This is a genomic window from Nocardia africana NBRC 100379 (assembly GCF_001612635.1).
Taxonomy (GTDB): domain Bacteria; phylum Actinomycetota; class Actinomycetes; order Mycobacteriales; family Mycobacteriaceae; genus Nocardia; species Nocardia africana.
Window position 1 is genome coordinate 118,968 of sequence record NZ_BDAV01000011.1, and the last position, 17,073, is coordinate 136,040.

At 68.6% G+C, this 17,073-nt stretch carries 20 protein-coding genes; 7 read left to right on the plus strand and 13 right to left on the minus strand.

Going from position 1 to position 17,073, the window contains the following annotated elements; all coding sequences use genetic code 11:
* Positions 1-20: 20 nt before the first annotated feature.
* The gene (locus NA3_RS19595; protein ID WP_062965083.1) at positions 21-677 is read right to left on the minus strand and encodes a cyclodeaminase/cyclohydrolase family protein; all 657 of its coding nucleotides are present in this window, start codon (positions 675-677) and stop codon (positions 21-23) included.
* A gap of 231 nt (positions 678-908) precedes the next feature.
* On the opposite strand from NA3_RS19595, the gene NA3_RS19600 reads away from it, so the two are divergent.
* Positions 909-1,946 (plus strand): LLM class F420-dependent oxidoreductase, encoded by a 1,038-nt coding sequence (locus NA3_RS19600; protein WP_062965084.1) that lies wholly within the window; start codon positions 909-911, stop codon positions 1,944-1,946.
* 46 nt (positions 1,947-1,992) lie between these two features.
* Here NA3_RS19600 and NA3_RS19605 read toward each other — a convergent pair whose 3' ends face one another.
* A complete protein-coding gene (locus tag NA3_RS19605) occupies positions 1,993-2,331 on the minus strand; it encodes an STAS domain-containing protein (RefSeq protein ID WP_036501953.1) in 339 nt (112 codons plus the stop codon).
* Positions 2,332-2,601: 270 nt separating this feature from the next.
* Between NA3_RS19605 and NA3_RS19610 the strand changes: the two genes are divergently transcribed.
* Positions 2,602-3,015 (plus strand): phage holin family protein, encoded by a 414-nt coding sequence (locus NA3_RS19610; RefSeq protein ID WP_062965085.1) that lies wholly within the window; start codon positions 2,602-2,604, stop codon positions 3,013-3,015.
* On the plus strand, positions 3,012-3,275 hold the full coding sequence (locus NA3_RS19615) for a DUF3618 domain-containing protein (protein WP_062965086.1): 264 nt from the start codon (positions 3,012-3,014) through the stop codon (positions 3,273-3,275). Before NA3_RS19610 ends, NA3_RS19615 begins: the two co-directional genes overlap by 4 nt.
* Before the next feature lie 4 nt (positions 3,276-3,279).
* On the opposite strand, the gene NA3_RS19620 is transcribed toward NA3_RS19615, so the two are convergent.
* The 4 genes from NA3_RS19620 to NA3_RS19635 form a co-directional block, all read right to left on the minus strand.
* Positions 3,280-3,615, minus strand: coding sequence for a hypothetical protein (locus NA3_RS19620; RefSeq protein ID WP_062965087.1), 336 nt, complete (start codon positions 3,613-3,615; stop codon positions 3,280-3,282).
* Between the two features lie 549 nt (positions 3,616-4,164).
* Complete coding sequence (locus NA3_RS19625; protein ID WP_062965088.1) at positions 4,165-4,911, minus strand: SDR family NAD(P)-dependent oxidoreductase; 747 nt, start codon at positions 4,909-4,911, stop codon at positions 4,165-4,167.
* Positions 4,908-5,930: a phosphotransferase family protein gene (locus NA3_RS19630; protein WP_062965089.1), complete on the minus strand. Its 1,023-nt coding sequence runs from the start codon at positions 5,928-5,930 to the stop codon at positions 4,908-4,910. Before NA3_RS19630 ends, NA3_RS19625 begins: the two co-directional genes overlap by 4 nt.
* A complete protein-coding gene (locus tag NA3_RS19635) occupies positions 5,927-7,135 on the minus strand; it encodes an acyl-CoA dehydrogenase family protein (RefSeq protein ID WP_062965090.1) in 1,209 nt (402 codons plus the stop codon). The genes NA3_RS19630 and NA3_RS19635 overlap by 4 nt, the downstream gene beginning before the upstream one ends.
* 130 nt (positions 7,136-7,265) lie before the next feature.
* Between NA3_RS19635 and NA3_RS19640 the strand changes: the two genes are divergently transcribed.
* On the plus strand, positions 7,266-8,162 hold the full coding sequence (locus NA3_RS19640; RefSeq protein WP_062965091.1) for a TetR-type transcription factor C-terminal domain-containing protein: 897 nt from the start codon (positions 7,266-7,268) through the stop codon (positions 8,160-8,162).
* Positions 8,163-8,216: 54 nt separating this feature from the next.
* Here the strand turns inward: NA3_RS19640 and NA3_RS19645 are convergent, their stop codons facing one another.
* The 6 genes from NA3_RS19645 to NA3_RS19670 form a co-directional block, all read right to left on the minus strand.
* Positions 8,217-10,478, minus strand: a complete 2,262-nt coding sequence (locus NA3_RS19645; protein WP_062965361.1) for a SpoIIE family protein phosphatase — start codon at positions 10,476-10,478, stop codon at positions 8,217-8,219.
* Positions 10,479-10,518: 40 nt separating this feature from the next.
* Positions 10,519-11,151 carry a SpoIIE family protein phosphatase gene (locus NA3_RS19650; RefSeq protein ID WP_062965092.1) on the minus strand — a complete coding sequence of 211 codons (633 nt, stop codon included), beginning with the start codon at positions 11,149-11,151 and terminating at the stop codon, positions 10,519-10,521.
* Entirely contained in the window at positions 11,144-11,560 is a 417-nt protein-coding gene (locus NA3_RS19655) for an ATP-binding protein (RefSeq protein ID WP_372464269.1), read from the minus strand. Before NA3_RS19655 ends, NA3_RS19650 begins: the two co-directional genes overlap by 8 nt.
* Positions 11,560-11,934 carry an STAS domain-containing protein gene (locus NA3_RS19660; protein WP_030518329.1) on the minus strand — a complete coding sequence of 125 codons (375 nt, stop codon included), beginning with the start codon at positions 11,932-11,934 and terminating at the stop codon, positions 11,560-11,562. Before NA3_RS19660 ends, NA3_RS19655 begins: the two co-directional genes overlap by 1 nt.
* A 12-nt stretch (positions 11,935-11,946) precedes the next feature.
* Entirely contained in the window at positions 11,947-12,840 is an 894-nt protein-coding gene (locus tag NA3_RS19665) for an STAS domain-containing protein (RefSeq protein ID WP_030518330.1), read from the minus strand.
* A gap of 152 nt (positions 12,841-12,992) precedes the next feature.
* Positions 12,993-13,520, minus strand: a complete 528-nt coding sequence (locus NA3_RS19670; protein WP_084491691.1) for a MarR family winged helix-turn-helix transcriptional regulator — start codon at positions 13,518-13,520, stop codon at positions 12,993-12,995.
* A gap of 253 nt (positions 13,521-13,773) precedes the next feature.
* On the opposite strand from NA3_RS19670, the gene NA3_RS19675 reads away from it, so the two are divergent.
* Positions 13,774-15,450, plus strand: coding sequence for a fumarate hydratase (locus tag NA3_RS19675; protein ID WP_084491744.1), 1,677 nt, complete (start codon positions 13,774-13,776; stop codon positions 15,448-15,450).
* 150 nt (positions 15,451-15,600) lie between these two features.
* Positions 15,601-16,188 carry a TetR/AcrR family transcriptional regulator gene (locus tag NA3_RS19680; RefSeq protein WP_218021854.1) on the plus strand — a complete coding sequence of 196 codons (588 nt, stop codon included), beginning with the start codon at positions 15,601-15,603 and terminating at the stop codon, positions 16,186-16,188.
* Positions 16,189-16,230: 42 nt separating this feature from the next.
* Here NA3_RS19680 and NA3_RS19685 read toward each other — a convergent pair whose 3' ends face one another.
* Entirely contained in the window at positions 16,231-16,536 is a 306-nt protein-coding gene (locus tag NA3_RS19685; RefSeq protein WP_062965094.1) for a putative quinol monooxygenase, read from the minus strand.
* Between the two features lie 278 nt (positions 16,537-16,814).
* On the opposite strand from NA3_RS19685, the gene NA3_RS39290 reads away from it, so the two are divergent.
* Positions 16,815-17,033, plus strand: a complete 219-nt coding sequence (locus tag NA3_RS39290; RefSeq protein ID WP_369689785.1) for a nuclear transport factor 2 family protein — start codon at positions 16,815-16,817, stop codon at positions 17,031-17,033.
* Positions 17,034-17,073: the final 40 nt, after the last annotated feature.

The window sequence follows — 17,073 nt, forward strand, 5'->3', positions numbered from 1 at the left end:
CGAGGGGTGTGGTATACGGCTCAGCCGACGACGGCGGCGAGGACGTCCGTGTGCAGCGCGTCCGCGCGGGCGAGGATCTCCTCGATGCGCTGCAGCGCGGGCGCGAACTCCTCGGCCTCGTGGTCGCCGAGCGAGCCGACGTTGATGGCGATATTCAACTGTGAACTGGCGGCGGCGGCCCGGGCGGCATCGGCGGCGGCGCCGATGTCGGTGACCACGTTCGGATTGCCGATCGGCAGCAGATCCGCAGCCAGCGAGAGCACCTCGCCGGCTTCGGCGACCACCGCGGCCGGGACTCGCGCGGCCTGCAGCAGTGCCGAGGTGATCGCTTCCTTGCGGGCTGCGATCTGCTCGTCGGTGTCCTTGGGCAGTTTGTAGGCCGCGCCGACCGCGGTGAAGGCGGTGGCGTCGGCATCGGCCAGGGTCAGGGCGCGCTCCCGGGCGGCGTCGGCCGCCGCGATGATCCGATCGATCGCCGGACGGTTGTCGGCATCCTTGGCGCGGGTGGTGTAGCGGGCCACCATCGCCACCAGTGCGGCGCCCTGGGCGGCGTGCAGTGCCGCGACCGCGCCGCCGCCGGGCGCGGGGATCTTGGCGGCGAGATCGTCCAGGTAGCGGCCGATCGTCGACTCTCCGAACGTCGTGGTGTCCGGCGACGATGCGGTGTCCTGAGACATGCTGCGGGGCCTCCCGTTTCGAGGAATCGGCGTGCGGTACGCCGATAACCGTACCGGGCCGCGCGCCGGATCATCGACCGGCCCGTACCGCCCTGTCGCGGACGGTGTGCGGGCGGTGTGCAGGATGGAACCGAGACCGCCCCGGCCGCGATCGCGGATCGCGGTTTGTGACGGGTGGTGCAGTGCGATAACCTCACTGCAACTGGTTGCATATGAACGGAGTTGCATACGATGCGGATCGGGTTGGGCATCAACTATGCGGGGGGCTTCAAGGAGGTCGCGGCCGAGGTCGCCGACCTGGAACGGGCCGGCCTGGACATCGTCTTCGTGCCCGAGGCCTACTCCTACGACGCGGTGAGCGGACTGGGATATCTGGCGGCCAAGACCGAGCGGGTGCAGCTGGCCTCGGGCATCCTGCAGCTCTACACCCGCACGCCCACGCTGACCGCGATGACCGCGGCGGGTCTGGACTACGTCTCCGACGGCCGCTACGTCCTCGGTCTGGGCGCCTCCGGACCGCAGGTCATCGAGGGGTTCCACGGCGTGCCCTACGACGCGCCGATCGGCCGCACCCGCGAGGTCGTGGAGATCTGCCGCAAGGTGTGGCGGCGTGAACGCCTGGAGTACCAGGGCAAGTACTACACGATCCCGCTGCCCGCCCAACGCGGCACCGGACTGGGCAAACCGCTGAAGCTGATCAACCATCCGGTACGCGACCGCATCCCGGTGTTGCTGGCCGCGCTCGGCCCGAAGAACGTGCAGTTGGCCGCCGAACTGGCCGAAGGCTGGCAGCCGATCTTCTTCCTGCCGGAGAAGGCCCGCGACGTGTGGGGTGAGGCGCTGGCCGCCGGCACCGCGAAACGCGATCCGGAACTCGGCGACCTCGACGTCTACGCCGGGCCGGCGCTGGCGATCGGCGACAACGTGGAGCCGCTGCGCGAGTTCGTCAAACCGCATCTGGCGCTCTACATCGGCGGTATGGGAGCCAAGGGCAAGAACTTCTACCACTCGCTGGCCACCCAGTACGGTTACGGCGCCGAGGCCGATCGCATCCAGGAGCTGTATCTGGCCGGCAAGAAGGACGAGGCCGCCAAGGTCGTACCCGACGAGCTGGTGCGCGACATCTCGCTGATCGGTTCGGCGGGCTTCGTCAAGGAGCGGGTGGCGGCATTCCGGGAGGCCGGTGTCACGGTGCTGAACGTGGTGCCGCTCGCCGCGACCGCGCCGGAACGGGTGAAGCTGATCGAACAGCTGCGCGAGCTGGTCTGACAGGCGTGGCCGGCAGCCCGCTTCCCGGGCTGCCGGCTCGGTCCGCTCAGCCCTGGTGCAGCGCCGCGAGCGCGGCGTCGAGGGTGGGGTGCAGGGCGAACACCTGATCGAGATTGGTCAGTTTGAGCTGTCTGCTGGTGGCCGGCCCCTCGGCGACCAGGACGATGCGCGTCGCGGAGCCCGCCCGCTGATGGGCGGCCACCAGGGCGGCCATACCGGCCGAGGCCAGGAAACTCACCTGCAACAGGTCGATGATCAGTGCCGCGGGTTTACCGCCGAGGGTCGCCTCGATCGCACTCTCCAGTGCGGGAGCGGTCGCCAGGTCGACCTCGCCGGCCACCGTGAGCACGGTCGCATCGTCGTGCACGCTGACCGAGGTGGTCATCGCGTCGGCGAGGGGATACGCGTCTCCGGGAGTATTGGTCACGGTTGTCAATCTACCTGCTGGGTACCCGGGACTCTCTCCGGCCGGGCAATTGCTTTCCGGCGCAAGGAGTTAACCGTGCGACGGACGCGCGATCGGTCGTCCGCACGCACGGGCGGAGGTGTCACGGCGGATTTACCGGGTATCGCGAGCACAACCGGAGAGGCGGTTCGCTCGTGGGCGGAGCGAGGTCGCCCGATTCGATCGGTGCCCGGAGGAGTGGTTGGTCAGATGTCGCATATCGAGAACGGCCGAGCGCCGGAGACGGCGTCGGTGGCCGAATTGGTCGGCACGACCACGGAGCAACTGAGCCGGCTGGTTCGCGAAGAGGCGAAACTGGCGGTTGTCGAGGCGCAGGGCAAGGCCAAACGGGTGGGAGCCGGTGCGGGGATGCTCGGCGCCGCCGCGGTGCTGGGGCTGGCCGTCCTCGGCGCCTTGGTCGCGGCCGCGATCGCGGCCTTGGCGCTGGTGCTGCCCGTATGGGCTTCCGCGTTGATCGTGGCCGCAGCGCTGGCCGTGATCGCCGGTGTCTTCGGTCTCCTCGGGCGGACGAGCATCCGCAAGGGGAGTCCGCCGATCCCCGAGCAGGCCGCCGCGAATGTCCGGGAAGACGTGGCCGTCATCAAGGAAAGGGCACAGCGATGAACATCCCTTCCGATCCGGAAGCGTTGCGTTACGACCGGGATCTGACGCGCGAGGAACTGGGCCGCACCGTGCAGGCGCTGAGCGACAAGCTCGACGTGCCCGGCCGCACCCGCGAGCGACTGCACCGCGGTGCCCGCTCCGCTCAGGACAACGCGGACCGGGCGGCGCAGGTGGTCAAGCAGATCCCGTTGCCGGCGATCGGCGTCACCGCGGCGGGGGCGATCGCCGCGGTCTGGCTGGTGCGGCGCAAGCGGTCGTGACGGGTCAGTTCGCGCCCGCGCCGGGTGGCCCGCCGAGGGGCCAGCGCGCGTAGGTGCGTTCCGGCCTGACGGTGATCACATCGGTGACCTCGATGAGTTCGGCGGGCACGATGCCGTCGGGAAAGTGCTCGATGCTCGGCACGATCACCGCCTCGGCATCCGTGGTGATCGCCGCGCCGATCAGGAACTGCACCGGGTTGTCGGTGCGATCGCCGAAGGCGACCGTTTCCGAGAGCGTGTAGCCCAGACGTCTTGCCAGACAACGGATTTGCGCCGCGTCCCACTCCTGCTGCAGGCGTGAGACCTCCGTGCGCAGAAAGCCGAGGGCCAGAAAACTCATGGCAGTCCTCCTCGCGTCGTCCGCAATCGGAACCACCGGCGACGTGGTTGTCCGCACGCCGGTTCATCCCGCCGCTGTACCTCTCGCGGACAGACCCGCGAATCTCTAGCAAACTCAGAAGGTATTTCCCGGTCGCCGGAGCGGGCAAACCCCTGTCCGGGGGTTGACACAGGCGCTCGTCCGGTGCGGTTTGCTGGGTCGGACCGGGGCTTTGTCGAGGTGAACGCCGGTTTTTGGATGATCTTGGTCCCTGCCGCGCTATCGCGAGAAGGGCGATGAGGTCATCTGCATCGCCGCATCGTGTCCGCCCCGGACCCGAAGTGGGTATCTGCTCCGGAGGGTGAGCGCGGTCGTGGTTGCTCGGCGGCACGCCGAGGTACCCGCAGGCGACCGCAGCGTATTCTCAGCTAACTGTCGAAACGTGCGTGACATCGAAGAACTCGATCCGCAGCAGTTCGTGGCGCAGATCGGCGATCCGCAGGCCCGGATCGTGCGGCGGCGGCTTCGTCGTCGAGGTGGGTAGGCGCCGATGCCGCCGGACCGCGGTCGCTATGCGCGGTAGGCGTCGGTTCCCGCGCGGGACAGGACGATGTTCGGGACCACCGCTCGCGACGACAACCGCAGCAGGGCATCGACCATTTCGACGATGTCGCTGACGGCGAGCATCTGCTCCGGCGGGATGCGGTCGTGGATCCAGGCGCTCATATCGGTGTCGACATAGCCGGGGGCGAGGGTGGTGGCGCTGATGCCGTTACCGGATTCCTCGGCGTTGAGGGTGGCGATCAAGGAGATGAGTGCCGCCTTGGCCGCACCGTAGACGGCGAGTCCGGCTTCGGCGTAGACACCCGTGATCGACGACAGCGCAATCACTTTCGCGCCGCGGTCGGGTTCGGCGGCCGCGGCGGCGCGCAGCATCGGCAGCGCGCCCTGGATGAGTTGCAGCGGCGCCCGCAAATTGACCGCGAGGGTTTTGTCGAAGCGCCGCATGGAGGTTTCGGCGACCGGACCGGCGGTGCCGACCCCCGCGTTGAGGATCAGCGCCGACAGGGTCCCGAATCGGTTCGCGTGCCCGGCCAGCACCCGCTCGACGCCGTCGGTGTCGGACATGTCGGCGGCCACGGCGACGAGGTCGGTCGCGCCGGCCGACCGAAGCTGCGCGGCGACCTCGTCGAGGCGTGCGGCATCGCGGGCGGTGACGGTGAGCGAATAGCCTTGTTCGGCAAGGCGGTTCGCGATCCCGAGCCCGATGCCGCGGGACGCCCCGCTGATCAGGGCGGACTTGTGATTTCCGGTCATCTCCGGACTCCTTTCAGTGCGCGCAGCCCGGCGGCCATGAATTCCGGTGTCGCCTCGGCCGCGCGTTCGGCCGCGGAGCCGGCATCCGAGCCCTGTAGCGCGCGGTGGGTGATGCCCTCGCCGATGACGCCGAGCTTGAAATTGGCCAGTGCGAGATAGAAACCCCAGTCCCCGAGATCGCGGCCCGAGGCGATGGCATAAGCCTGGGCCAGATCGTCGGCACCGGGCATGCGGTGGCTGGTCCACGCGGCCGGTGAACCCAGCACCAGATCGAAGATCGGTGCCCGGTACACGCACATCAACGCCACATCGGTGAGCGGATCACCGAGCGTGGACAGCTCCCAGTCGACGACGGCGCGAACCCGCCCGGGGTCGTGGGCATCGAGAATGGTGTTGTCGATGCGGAAGTCGCCGTGCACGATCGAGGCGGCCGACCGGGTGGGCACCGCCTCCGCGAGCGCGGCGTGCAGGGCCGCCACATCGGGAAGTTCGCGGGTCTTCACCCGTTCCCACTGCGCGGCCCACAGATTCACCTGCCGGGTGACGAATCCGTCCGGGCGCCCGAACTTCTCGAGTCCGACCGCGTTCGGATCCACGGCATGCAGCTCGGCCAGTACCCGCACCAGTTCCTCGACGGCGGCGTCGATCTGGGTGTCGGTGAGGGCGGCGAGATCGTCCTGATCGCGGATCACCATGCCGTCGACGAATTCGACGACGGTCATGGGCGCGCCGAGTGTGGCGCCATCGGCGTCGAAGACGACCGTCTTCGCCACGGGCACAGCCGATTCGCGTAAGGCGTGGGTCACCGTGAACTCGCGGGCCATATCGTGCGCGGACGGGGTGAGGCCCGCGACCGGCGGGCGGCGCACCACCCACCGCGACGCCTCGTCGGAGGCGACGAAGGTCAGATTCGACCGGCCGCCGCTGATCAGTTCCACACGCAGATCACCGCGCACGTCGACGCCCTGCTCGCGCAGGAACCGCTCGAGCGCGGGCACATCCATTCCCGGCAGGCTCATTCGGCATCTCGCAAGGCGCGCTTCGCGGCACCGACCGCACGTTTCGCGATCGCCCACCGATGGACCTCGGACGGTCCGTCGTAGATGCGGAAGGGCCGCACCTCACGCGACAGCCGTGCCAGCGGGAGATCGCCGGACACACCGAGACCGCCGCACATCTGCATACTGCGGTCGATGATCCGGAAGATGGCTTCGGCGGCAAAGGTTTTCGCGATCGAGGTGGCGTCGGCGGCCGGTTCGCCGCGATCGAGTTCCCAGCACGCGCGGGTGAGCAGGGCCCGGGTGGCGGCGATATCGATCTCGTTGTCGGCGATCATCTTCTGCACCATGCCGAGATCGCCCAGTCGCGAGCCGAAGCCCTCGCGCCGGGCCACGTGCGCGACCGCGACGTCGTGGCCGCGGCGCGCGGCGCCGAGCCAGCGCATCACATGCGTCATGCGGGCCGGGCCGAGACGGACCTGGGCGTATTCGAAGCCGCGGTCGACCTCGCCGAGAACGGCCGCGTCGGAAACGAGCAGGTCCTCGAAGAACACCTCGCAGTGCCCGCCGACCATCGAGCGATCCAGTGTGTCGAGGTGGCGTCCGACCCGGATGCCGGCACTGTCGGCGGGCGCCAGGAACATGGTCGCGCCGCCGCGCTGGCCGGGCTCTCCCGAGGTCCGGGCCATGATGATGAAGAAGCCCGCGCCGTCGGCGCCGGTGATGAACCATTTGCGGCCGTTGATCCGCCATCCGCCGTCGGCGCGGACCGCGCGGGTGGCCAGCGCGGACGGATCGGAGCCCGCACCGGGGGCCGGTTCGGTCATCGCGAAGGCGGACCGCACCTCGCCGCGCGCGAGCGGCGCGAGGTACTGCTGCTTCTGCTCCGGGTTCGCGATATGCGCGAGCATGTGCACATTGCCCTCGTCGGGTGCGGCGATATTCAGCGCCGTCGGGCCGAACAGCGAATAGCCGGCCTCCTCGAATACGGGTGCGCGGTCCGACATTCCGAGACCGTGGCCGCCGTATTCGACCGGCGCGTGCGGCGCGAAGACACCCGCCTCGCGAGCGGCCTGCTGCAGGTCGACGCGGAACGTGTCGCCACCGGCCGCGGTGATGTCGCCGTCGTGCGCATCCTCGAGCGGCAGCACCCGATCGCGGATGAAGGTGCGGGTGCGTTCGGCCAGCTCGTGTACCTCGGGCGGCGGGGACAGCTCGATCGCCACGGTCCACTCCTCGTGCTCGGTCGCCGAACGATCGCTCGGCGATCACCTGCCATGCAGGGTGGCATGTGGTGATAATGCCTGTCAATTCGGTGTTCTTCGTGCCTTTCGCTGTTCAGGTATCCTGAACGCTATGGAGAGTGCGGAGCGGGAACGACACGGTGTGGGCAGCCGGGTGCGGCAGGCGAGAACCGCTGCCGGGCTCTCGCTACGTGCGACAGCGGAACGGATCGGGGTCAGTCCGGCCACGCTCAGCGCGGTCGAGAACGACAAGACCGGCGTCTCGATCGCCCGGCTGCGTGCCTTGGCCGCGGTGCTCGACACCACGGTCGCATGGCTGATCGACGAGTCTCCCGCGCCGTCGCCTGCACGCCCGCGCGTGCGGACGGTCGCCACGTCCGAGGAGGACACGACCCGCGCGTGGCGCGAATTCCCGCCGCTGGACATCGATCCGGTCCTGGCCGCCGCCATCGATTCCTTCGTCGAGACCGGATATCACGGCGCGACCATGCGGTCGATCGCCCACCGCGCCGGGATGAGCGTGCCCGGCGTCTATCACCACTATCGGGACAAACAGGAACTTCTCGTCCGCGCGCTCGACCTCACCATGGACGAATTGCATTGGCGCACAAGGGCAGCGCGCGGCGAGGCGACCGGTGGCCGCGACCGCCTGATCCGCGTGGTCGAGGCTCTCGCCCTGTTCCACACCCATCGCCGCGAACTGGCCTTCATCGGCGCCAGCGAGATGCGCAGTCTCACATCGGACAATCGCCGGCGAATCACCGCATCCCGCAACGACATTCAGTATCTGCTCGACGAGGACATCGATACCGCGCTGGCCGAGGCGAACCTGCCTACCGCCCACGCGCGTGTCGCCGGCCGCGCCATCGCCACGATGTGCACGTCACTGCCGCAGTGGTTCCGGCTCGAAGGGCCCGCCACTCCCGAGCAGATCGCCACCGAGTACGCGGATTTCGCCCTCGGCCTGCTCGGGATCGAGACGCGGAATACGGTGCCGACCATGGAATGAGCGACCACGGACCGATCGACGAGGGACAGACCGGTCACGGGCGGGCCGGCCTGCTCAGACCCTGCTCGCCGCCGAGAACGTCACCAGCGGCAATTTCGCGGTCATCCGCACCCGCGTGCCGGTCTCGGTCTGCTCGATCTCCACCTCGTCGGCGAGGGCGCGCATCATGGACAGCCCGCGCCCGCGAGTACCCGGATCCTCGGGTTGCGGCCGCCACGTCCCGGTGTCGACGATCTCGAGGCACACCGCGCCGCGCACGTGGGTGGCGGTGAGCGTCACCTGGCCGGGCGAGCCCGGGGCATAGGCGTGCTCGATGCTGTTCGTGCAGGCCTCGTTGGCGGCGGCGACCAGATCGGCGGCGAGGTCGTGACCGACCGCGGCCGCCGACAGCCACGACGTGAGCGCGCGGCGCACACCCGACAGCCGCGCGGGCTCGGCGGGTATGTCCAGCCGCAGCGGCGGGGGCGGCTGGCGGTAGACCACCATCGCGATATCGTCGTCGTAGCCGGCTTCGGGGCGTAGCCGCGACAGCACCGCGTCGGCCACCTCGCGCGGCAGATGCGTTGCGGCGCCGGACAATTCGTCGGCGATCTGGTCGAACCGGATGTCGATATCGATACCGCGCTGCTCGACCAGGCCGTCGGTGAACAACACCAGCGTCGAACCGGGTTCGATCGCGGTGGTCGCCTCGGGCCGGTTCGGGGTGTCGAAGGTGGCCAGCGGGACCGCGCGGCCGCCTTCCAGCAGCCGGCCGGTGTGGCCGGGCGCCGCCAGCACGGGCGGCATATGCCCGGCGCTGGAGTACCGCACCAGCCCGCGCGCGGGATCGAGGATGGCGGCGCAGACCGTCGTGCACATCGCGCCGGGGATGCGGGCGGCCACCGCGTCCAGTTCGGCCAGCAACTGAGCGGGCCCGGCGCCCCGCAGCAGCAAAGCTTGTGCGGCGGTACGCAATTGGCCCATCACCACCGCCGCGGACAGGCCGCGGCCGACGCAGTCGCCGACCACGATGCCCAGGGTGCCGTCGCGCAACTGCACCACGTCGTACCAGTCGCCACCGATCTCGAGCGGGGGCAGGGCGGGTTCGTAGTGCACCGCGAACCCGGGCGGCAGTTCGATCGGCCCCAGCATGGCGCGCTGCAGTGTCAGCGAGGTCGAGCGCGCCTGGTCGAAGTTGCGGGCGCGCTGCAACGCCAGGCTGAGATGGCCGACCAGCAGGGAGAACAGCGCCCAGTCACCGGAACTGATCGCGCGCGGCGCGGCGAAGCGCACCCACAGTGCGGCGTCACCGGTTTCGCCCAGCGGCGCCACGATGCCCTCGGAACTCGCCGCGCCTTCGGGAATGGCGAACATGGCCCGATGCGGCCGCATCCGGGTCCGGTCCAGCAGCGCCCGCGCCCGCGCGTCGATCACCTGGCGGGAGACGGCGTCGCCGCCGGCCACCGGGCCCGACACGTACAACTCCGGTGCGGTCTGGCGATTCGCCCACATCGACACCACGGCGGTTTCCGCGCCGATGGCCCGGCGCAGTTCCTCGAGGCCCACCGACAGCACCTCGGCGACCGTGGTGGCGGCGCCGACGGCGGTGGCCAGCCGCGACACCGCCTGGTCGCGAGCCTGCGCGTCGTGTTCGGCGGTCACGTCGCGGATGGTGCCCACGAAGAGTCGCTCGTCGTCTTCCGGATTGCGCAGCGAGGAGGTGCTGACCGCCAGCCACACCCGCCGCCCGTCGCGGTGGCGCACCGGCATCACGAACCGCGCGGCCTCGGTGCCCAGCGCCGGATGCTCCGCCGCCGAATCGTCGTCGGTCCACGGATGCGGCAGGGGATAGGGGGCGGAGTCGGGCCCGTAGCCGGTCAGCGCGCCGAACGCCGAGTTGACCTCGGTGATGGTTCCGTCGTCGGCGGCGACGAAGAAGCCGTCCTGCAGCGACTCCACCAGTGCGGTGCGGAAGGCGTCGCGGCCCTCGAGATCCTCGGCCCGCAGCCGCTGCAATTCGTAGCTGCGGGTGCTGTCGAGAAAGCCGCGGGTGGCGACATCGAGCGCGGCGAGGGTTTGCAGCAGAAACTCCAGCGCCGATTGTGCGCGCTGGGCGGCGTCACCGTCGAGTTGCTGCGCCGCGGGGCCGGCGATCAGACCCTGTTCGTCGAGCAACCGGAAGTGGTGCTCGGTCAGATCCAGAATGCTCACACCCTCGACGAGTGCGCGCCGGCCGAGTTCGTACCCCTCGGCGAGCGTGTTCTGGGTGGGTGAATCCATATGCAGCCGAAGCGCATTCGCATACGCTTCGCGGAATGCGGCCAGCACCGCGCTCATCGCCGCACCCGGGGTGGGCTCGTGGGCCGGCTCGGCCGGCTCACGACGCACCCGCGATCGGACCGCGGTGGCGCGCGGCCAGGACCAGCGCGTCGTCGGTGTCCTTGACGTGATGGCGCAGGATGTCGTCGGCGATATCGGTGGCAGGCCGGGCCAGATCGAGGGTGTCGACGAAATCGCTGACGATGCCGTCGGTCGACATCACCAGCACATCGCCGGGCCGGATCGCCACGGTCTGGGTCTGCAGGTTCGGCGGCAGCAGATAGCCGACGATCCCGCCGGTCAGCAGCGCCGTCGCCCGTACCGCGGGCTTGCCGGGGCCGATGGCGACCACCCGGGATTCGACATTGCCGACCCCGAGCCACTGCAGTTCGTCGTCGCCGGTGAACAGCACCAGCGAGACCGCCGCACCCCGGGTGTCGGCCATCGCGCGATGACACAGCACCATCAGCACATCCAGCGGTTCGGCGCGATTGTCGGCGAGTACCTGCGCGGCCCGGTCGGCGGCATCGGCGGCCGCGGCCCCGTGTCCCAGCCCGTCGAGCACCGCGAACAGCACCGAACCGTCGCCGGCGTCGAGTACCACCGACCGATCGCCGGAGACGCGCTGGCCCGGTAGCGCCCGGCCCGCCACCGCCCATTCGACAGTGCCGACCGATCCGTCCTCATGCACCGGTGGGTACCCACTTCCACATCTCCACCAGCGTTCCCTGTCCGGGCGCCGACTCCACGATCAATCCGTCCATCAGCCGTCGCGCGCCGGGTAATCCCAGCCCGAGTCCGCGGCCGGTGGAGTAGCCGTCTTCCAGTGCCCGGGGGATGTCCCGGATACCCGGCCCTTGGTCCTGGGCCTGCACGACCAGTGCCCGGCGGCCGTCGCGCTCCTGTACCGCGACCCGGATCTCACCGGTTCCGGCGTAACTCGTGATATTGCGGGCGATTTCGGAGATGGCCGTGGAAATCATGGTGATGTCGGTCAACGTGAAACCCAGCTCGGCAGCGAGCTCCCGCCCTGCCTGTCGCGCGGTCACGATGTCGCCCGACACCTTCACCGCTATCACCACGTTGTCGGAGGCCACGATCACCGACCGCTTCGCCGGCCGTTGGGTAGCTGTCTGTTGAGCCAGGCCAGCCCCTCCTCGAGGTCCAGAGCCGTGTGCATGCCCTCGAAGGTCAGACCCAGCTGGACCATCGCGAACGCCACTTCGGGCTGCAGACCGACGATGACCGTCTCCGCACCCCGCAGCTTGGTCATGTGCGCGATGGTACGCAGGGAGCGCGCGGCGAAGGAGTCCATGACGTCGATCGCCGTGACGTCGACGATGATTCCCTGGGCACGGTACTTGCTGACGTAGGTCATCAAGTCGTCCTGCAGGCGTTCGGTATCGGCGTCGGTGAGCGCCGATTGCACGGACGCGATCAGGTAGGTGCCCTGCTTCAGAATGGGTACCGGCATGAGGCGCCTTGACTACCGTCCGTCGCGGTCGGTGAGTCTCGAGATCTCGTAGCCGAGCAGTCGCTCCGCCTCCTCGATACCACCCTGTAGGTCACCGACCGCGTTCATCTTCGTCAGATCGAGGCCGATGGTGACCAGCGCGAGCGCGATCTCCGACGAGAGGCCGGTGATGATGACGTTGGCACCCATCAGATTCGACGCGTCGACGGTCTGTACCAGGTGGTTGGCGACCGTGGAGTCGATCATCGGAACGCCGGTGATGTCGATGACGACCACCTTGGCGCGGTTGGCGCGGATCGCGCGCAGCAGCTGTTCGGTGAGCTGCCGGGCGCGCTGACTGTCCAGCACACCGATGATCGGCAGAATCAGCAGCTGCTCACGCACCTGCAGCACGGGCGTCGACAGCTCGCGGATGGCTTCCTGCTGCTGGCGGATGACGCGCTCGCGCTCCTGCACGAACGAGATGGCCACGGTGTTGGCGATCCGGTTGGCCGCGGGCTCGTAGGCGTCGAGCACCCGCTTGAGTAGCTCGAAGTCGGACTGGTACTTCTCGAAGAGGCTGCGCGCGAGCACATCTCGCAGCAGCAGCACGATGCCGACGACCTCGTCGGTTTCGACGCCTCGCGGGATGATGCGTTCGGACAGGTCGCGGGCGTAGGCCTGCAGCGCCTCGACGCTACCGGTCTGCAATGCCTCGACGTAATTGTCGTAGATGGAGGTGGCCTCGGAGAAGATCTCCTCCGGGGTCATCGCGGTCAGCAGTGCGGCGTCCCCGATACGACGAGCCCATTCCTCACGTAGCTCAGTGCGATTCTGCCGCAGATGTTCGACCAGTTGCGGCAGCAGATTCTCGACCGGACCCGCCGGTATCGAATCCGGAGAGAGGCCGATGGACACGTCGGACATGAAAACTCGTGCCCCTTTCCTAAGGGAGGTCGGTTCGTCGGGGTCGCTCGCGCGTGGCTGCCGTCCAGAAGCCGCAGTCGAGCCTAGTCTCACTCGATACCCGCTGGCGAACAATCGAAACATGTCGCGAAGGTGTGTGCTCGGCCACCCCATCAGCCCGGCTGCGGACTGGGCTCGCGCGGCAGGGCGCCGCTGTGGTCGATGCAGGCCTCGCCGCCCGGGTCCGGCGCGCGATGATGCGTGAGCAAGGTGTCGTAGATGTCGGCGAGGGCGGCCAGCTGGTCGCGGTCGAGGACGTCGATCATATGCCGCCGCACGCTGTCGACGTGGGCGGGAGCGGCGGTGGCCAGCACTTCCGCGCCTTTCGGGGTGAGGACGGCGGCGGTGCGGCGGGCGTCGTCGGGAATGGCCTCGCGGGCGACCAGCCCACGCTTCTCCATGCGGGTGATCTGGTGGGAGAGCCGGCTCTGCGACCATTCCAGCACCGAGGCCAGTTCGGCGAAGCTGCGCCGATGGTCGGGGGCGTCGGCCAGTCGTGCCAGCACCGTGTACTCGACGTAGGTGAGATTCGACGCGCGCAGCGAGTCGCGGCCGACAGCGGCGGCGATGAGATCACGGGTGAAGACGAAGCCGAGCCACGCTCGCGTTTCGAGATCGTCGAGCCAACGGGGTTCGGTCACGATTCCTCTCCAGGGAGTTCTGCGTCGGTCATGGTATTGCCTTCCCGCTGTCGGCGATACCCGAAGTCGCGGTATCGGATCGACACCTACACCCACCGCATTGAAGGTGCAACCTTTGCGCTCGGCAACGAAGATAAGGCTGGCCTGATCGCGGTGTGACCGGGTGCGCTGATTAGAGTCGGAGCGTTGTTTCGGCCGCGAGCGGTTCTCCCGCCGGCCGAGTGCACCCGCAGACACACAAGGAGTGCGATTCGTGACCGCGCCTGAGTTCCGCTATTCGGATCTGCTTCCCACCGGAGCCGACGAGACCCCCTACCGGTTGCTGACCACCGAGGGCGTCAGCACTTTCGAAGCGGGCGGACGCACGTTCCTGCAGGTCGACCCCGACGTGCTGCGGATGCTGACCGCCGAGGCGATGCACGACATCAGCCACTACCTGCGCCCGGCGCACCTGGCTCAGCTGCGCAAGATCATCGACGATCCGGAATCCTCCGGTAACGACCGCTTCGTCGCGCTCGACCTGCTCAAGAACGTCAACATCTCCGCGGGCGGCATCCTGCCGATGTGCCAGGACACCGGCACCGCCATCGTGATGGGCAAGAAGTCCGAGGGCGTGCTCACCGGCGCCGACGACGCGGAATGGATCTCGCGCGGTGTGTTCGACGCCTACACCAAGCTGAATCTGCGGTATTCGCAGCTCGCGCCGATCACCATGTGGGACGAGAAGAACACCGGCTCGAACCTGCCGGCGCAGGTGGAGTTGTACTCCACCGCAGGCGATCCCACCCATCCCGCCTACAAGTTCCTGTTCATGGCCAAGGGTGGCGGCTCGGCGAACAAGTCGTTCCTCTACCAGGAGACCAAGGCCATCCTGAACCCCACCCGGATGCTGGAATTCCTCGACGAGAAGATCCGCTCGCTGGGCACCGCCGCCTGCCCGCCGTACCACCTGGCCGTGGTGATCGGCGGCACCAGCGCCGAATTCGCTTTGAAGACAGCGAAATACGCCTCCGCGCACTATCTGGACACCATGCCGACCGAGGGGTCGATGGCCGCGCACGGCTTCCGTGATCTGGAGCTGGAGGAGGAGGTCTTCAAGCTGACCCAGTCCTTCGGTATCGGCGCGCAATTCGGCGGTAAGTACTTCTGCCACGACGTGCGCGTGATCCGCCTGCCGCGCCACGGCGCGAGCTGCCCGGTCGCGATCGCGGTGTCGTGTTCGGCCGACCGGCAGGCGCTGGCGAAGATCACCCCCGAGGGCGTCTTCCTCGAGCAGCTGGAACGCGAACCGGCGCAATACCTTCCGGAACAGACCGACGAGATCCTCGGCGGCGACGTGGTGAAGATCGACCTCAACCGGCCGATGTCGGAGATCCGCGCCGAACTGTCGAAGTACCCGGTGAAGACGCGGCTGTCGCTCACCGGTCCGCTGGTGGTGGCCCGCGACATCGCGCACGCCAAGATCAAGGAGCGCCTCGACGCCGGCGAGCCGATGCCGCAGTACCTGCGCGATATGGCCGTCTACTACGCCGGCCCCGCCAAGACTCCCGAGGGTTACGCGTCCGGCTCGTTCGGCCCGACCACCGCGGGCCGCATGGACTCCTACGTCGATCAGTTCCAGGCCGCGGGCGGCTCGTTCGTCATGCTCGCCAAGGGCAACCGCTCGGCGCAGGTGACCAAGGCGTGTAAGGAGCACGGCGGCTTCTACCTCGGCTCCATCGGCGGCCCGGCCGCCCGCCTCGCCCTGGACTGCATCAAGAACGTCGAGGTCCTGGAATACCCGGAACTCGGCATGGAAGCGGTCTGGAAGATCGACGTCGAAGACTTCCCCGCCTTCATCGTCGTCGACGACAAGGGCAACGACTTCTTTTCCGAAACCCAGAAGCCGATCGCGCTGCGCGTGCGGACGCGCTCCAAAGAGCGGGTCTGAGTAACCGCCCGGGGCCGCTTCACGGTGTTCTGTGCGCGGCCCCGTCCGCCGCGGCGTGAAGCGGTTCACGGTGCGGAACCGGCAACTATGACGACCGATATGATCGGGGCACCGATGTCATATGACGGTCGTTATAGACAGGGAGGCAGGGTGGCGGAGGACGCACGCCGAAAACTGGTTGCGGGCGCGGCCGATATGATCCGGCGGCGCGGCCTCAACGCCACCAGTGTGCGCGAACTGGCCAAATACGCCCACGCGCCGCTGGGGTCGACGTACCACTACTTTCCCGGCGGCAAGACGCAACTGGCCAGCGAGGCCGTCGCCTTCGCCGGTGACCGGACCGCGAAGATCTTGGTCCGCGAGCTCGCCAACGGACCGGTCGAAGGGCTGCGAGCCTTCCTCGCGACGTGGCGAAAGATTCTGGTGGACAACGACTTCCGAGCCGGATGTCCCGTGCTGGCGGTCTCTGTCGAAGACGCCGCCGACGCCGAAGAAGGTCCCCGCGAAGCAGCGGCCGCCGCCTTCGCACGATGGACCCAACTGCTGGCCGCATCGCTGCGCGACCATGGGGCGGGCGAGGCCGACGCCGAGCGTATCGCCACGCTGACCGTCGCCGCCGTCGAAGGAAGTGTGGCGATGTGCCGCGCCGAGCGCAGCACCAGAGCGCTCGACCGCATCGGCGCCGAGCTCGAAACGATCGTCGAGGCCGCGCTCGCGGGGCCCCGCAACGAGGGGTGAACACGCCGCGCGGTCCGATCACCGCGCGGCGCGGGGGAGTGGCTAGAGGGCGCCCTTGTCCGGGTCGCCCGCGGGGACTGCTTCGAGAACCTGGACATCCAGCGAGCCGGTGACCAGCCCTTTCAGCCCTTCGTTCAAGGCTTTGAGGCTCGGCGAGCCGCCGTGCGCACCCAGCGCCGCCATGTCGCGCCACTTCTCGATGAACACGAAGCGGTCCTTGCCCCGGTGCAGGGCGTAGAGCTCGCACCCGTCCTCGGTGTGGACTTCCGGGATGAGGCGGGTGAGAAGCTCCGCGACCTCGTCGAATGTGTCGGGCTTCGGGGTGATGGTGGCGACGATCACAGGCACGAAGCGAGGGTACCAGCCGGCCTCAGCCGCGGGCCCGGGTCCCGGGCCGATCGGCTACCGCGGCTCATCGGACGTTCGGCTCGAGCGGCTGCGGTGCCGCCATTCGCGCAGCAGTTCCCCGATAGGCCGATCGCTCGTCATGCTCCGAGTCTGATCCGTCACCGGCCGCCGCCATTACACGACATGCAATCGACGCGCCCTGCGTCTCTGGGCAACAGTCGTCGCATGGACACAACCAACACGGAAATCCCAGCGGCCGAGACGATTTCATCGAGTTCATCACCACCGCCCCGGTCGCCGGCGCCGATCTCGAACTCGTGCGGGTCATCGCCGAGAACGACTACGTGGTCCTGCATTACCGCATGTCCCCCGCAGGCGATGAGCCCGATATCGCCATCGTGGATATCTGGCGGCTCGAGAACGGGCAGATCGTCGAACACTGGGATGTCGTCCAGTCAGTTCTCCAACCCGATCAGATTCCCAACGGAATGTTCTGAATCGGGCATCGTCGCCACTCCGGCCGGCATGCCGCGTCGG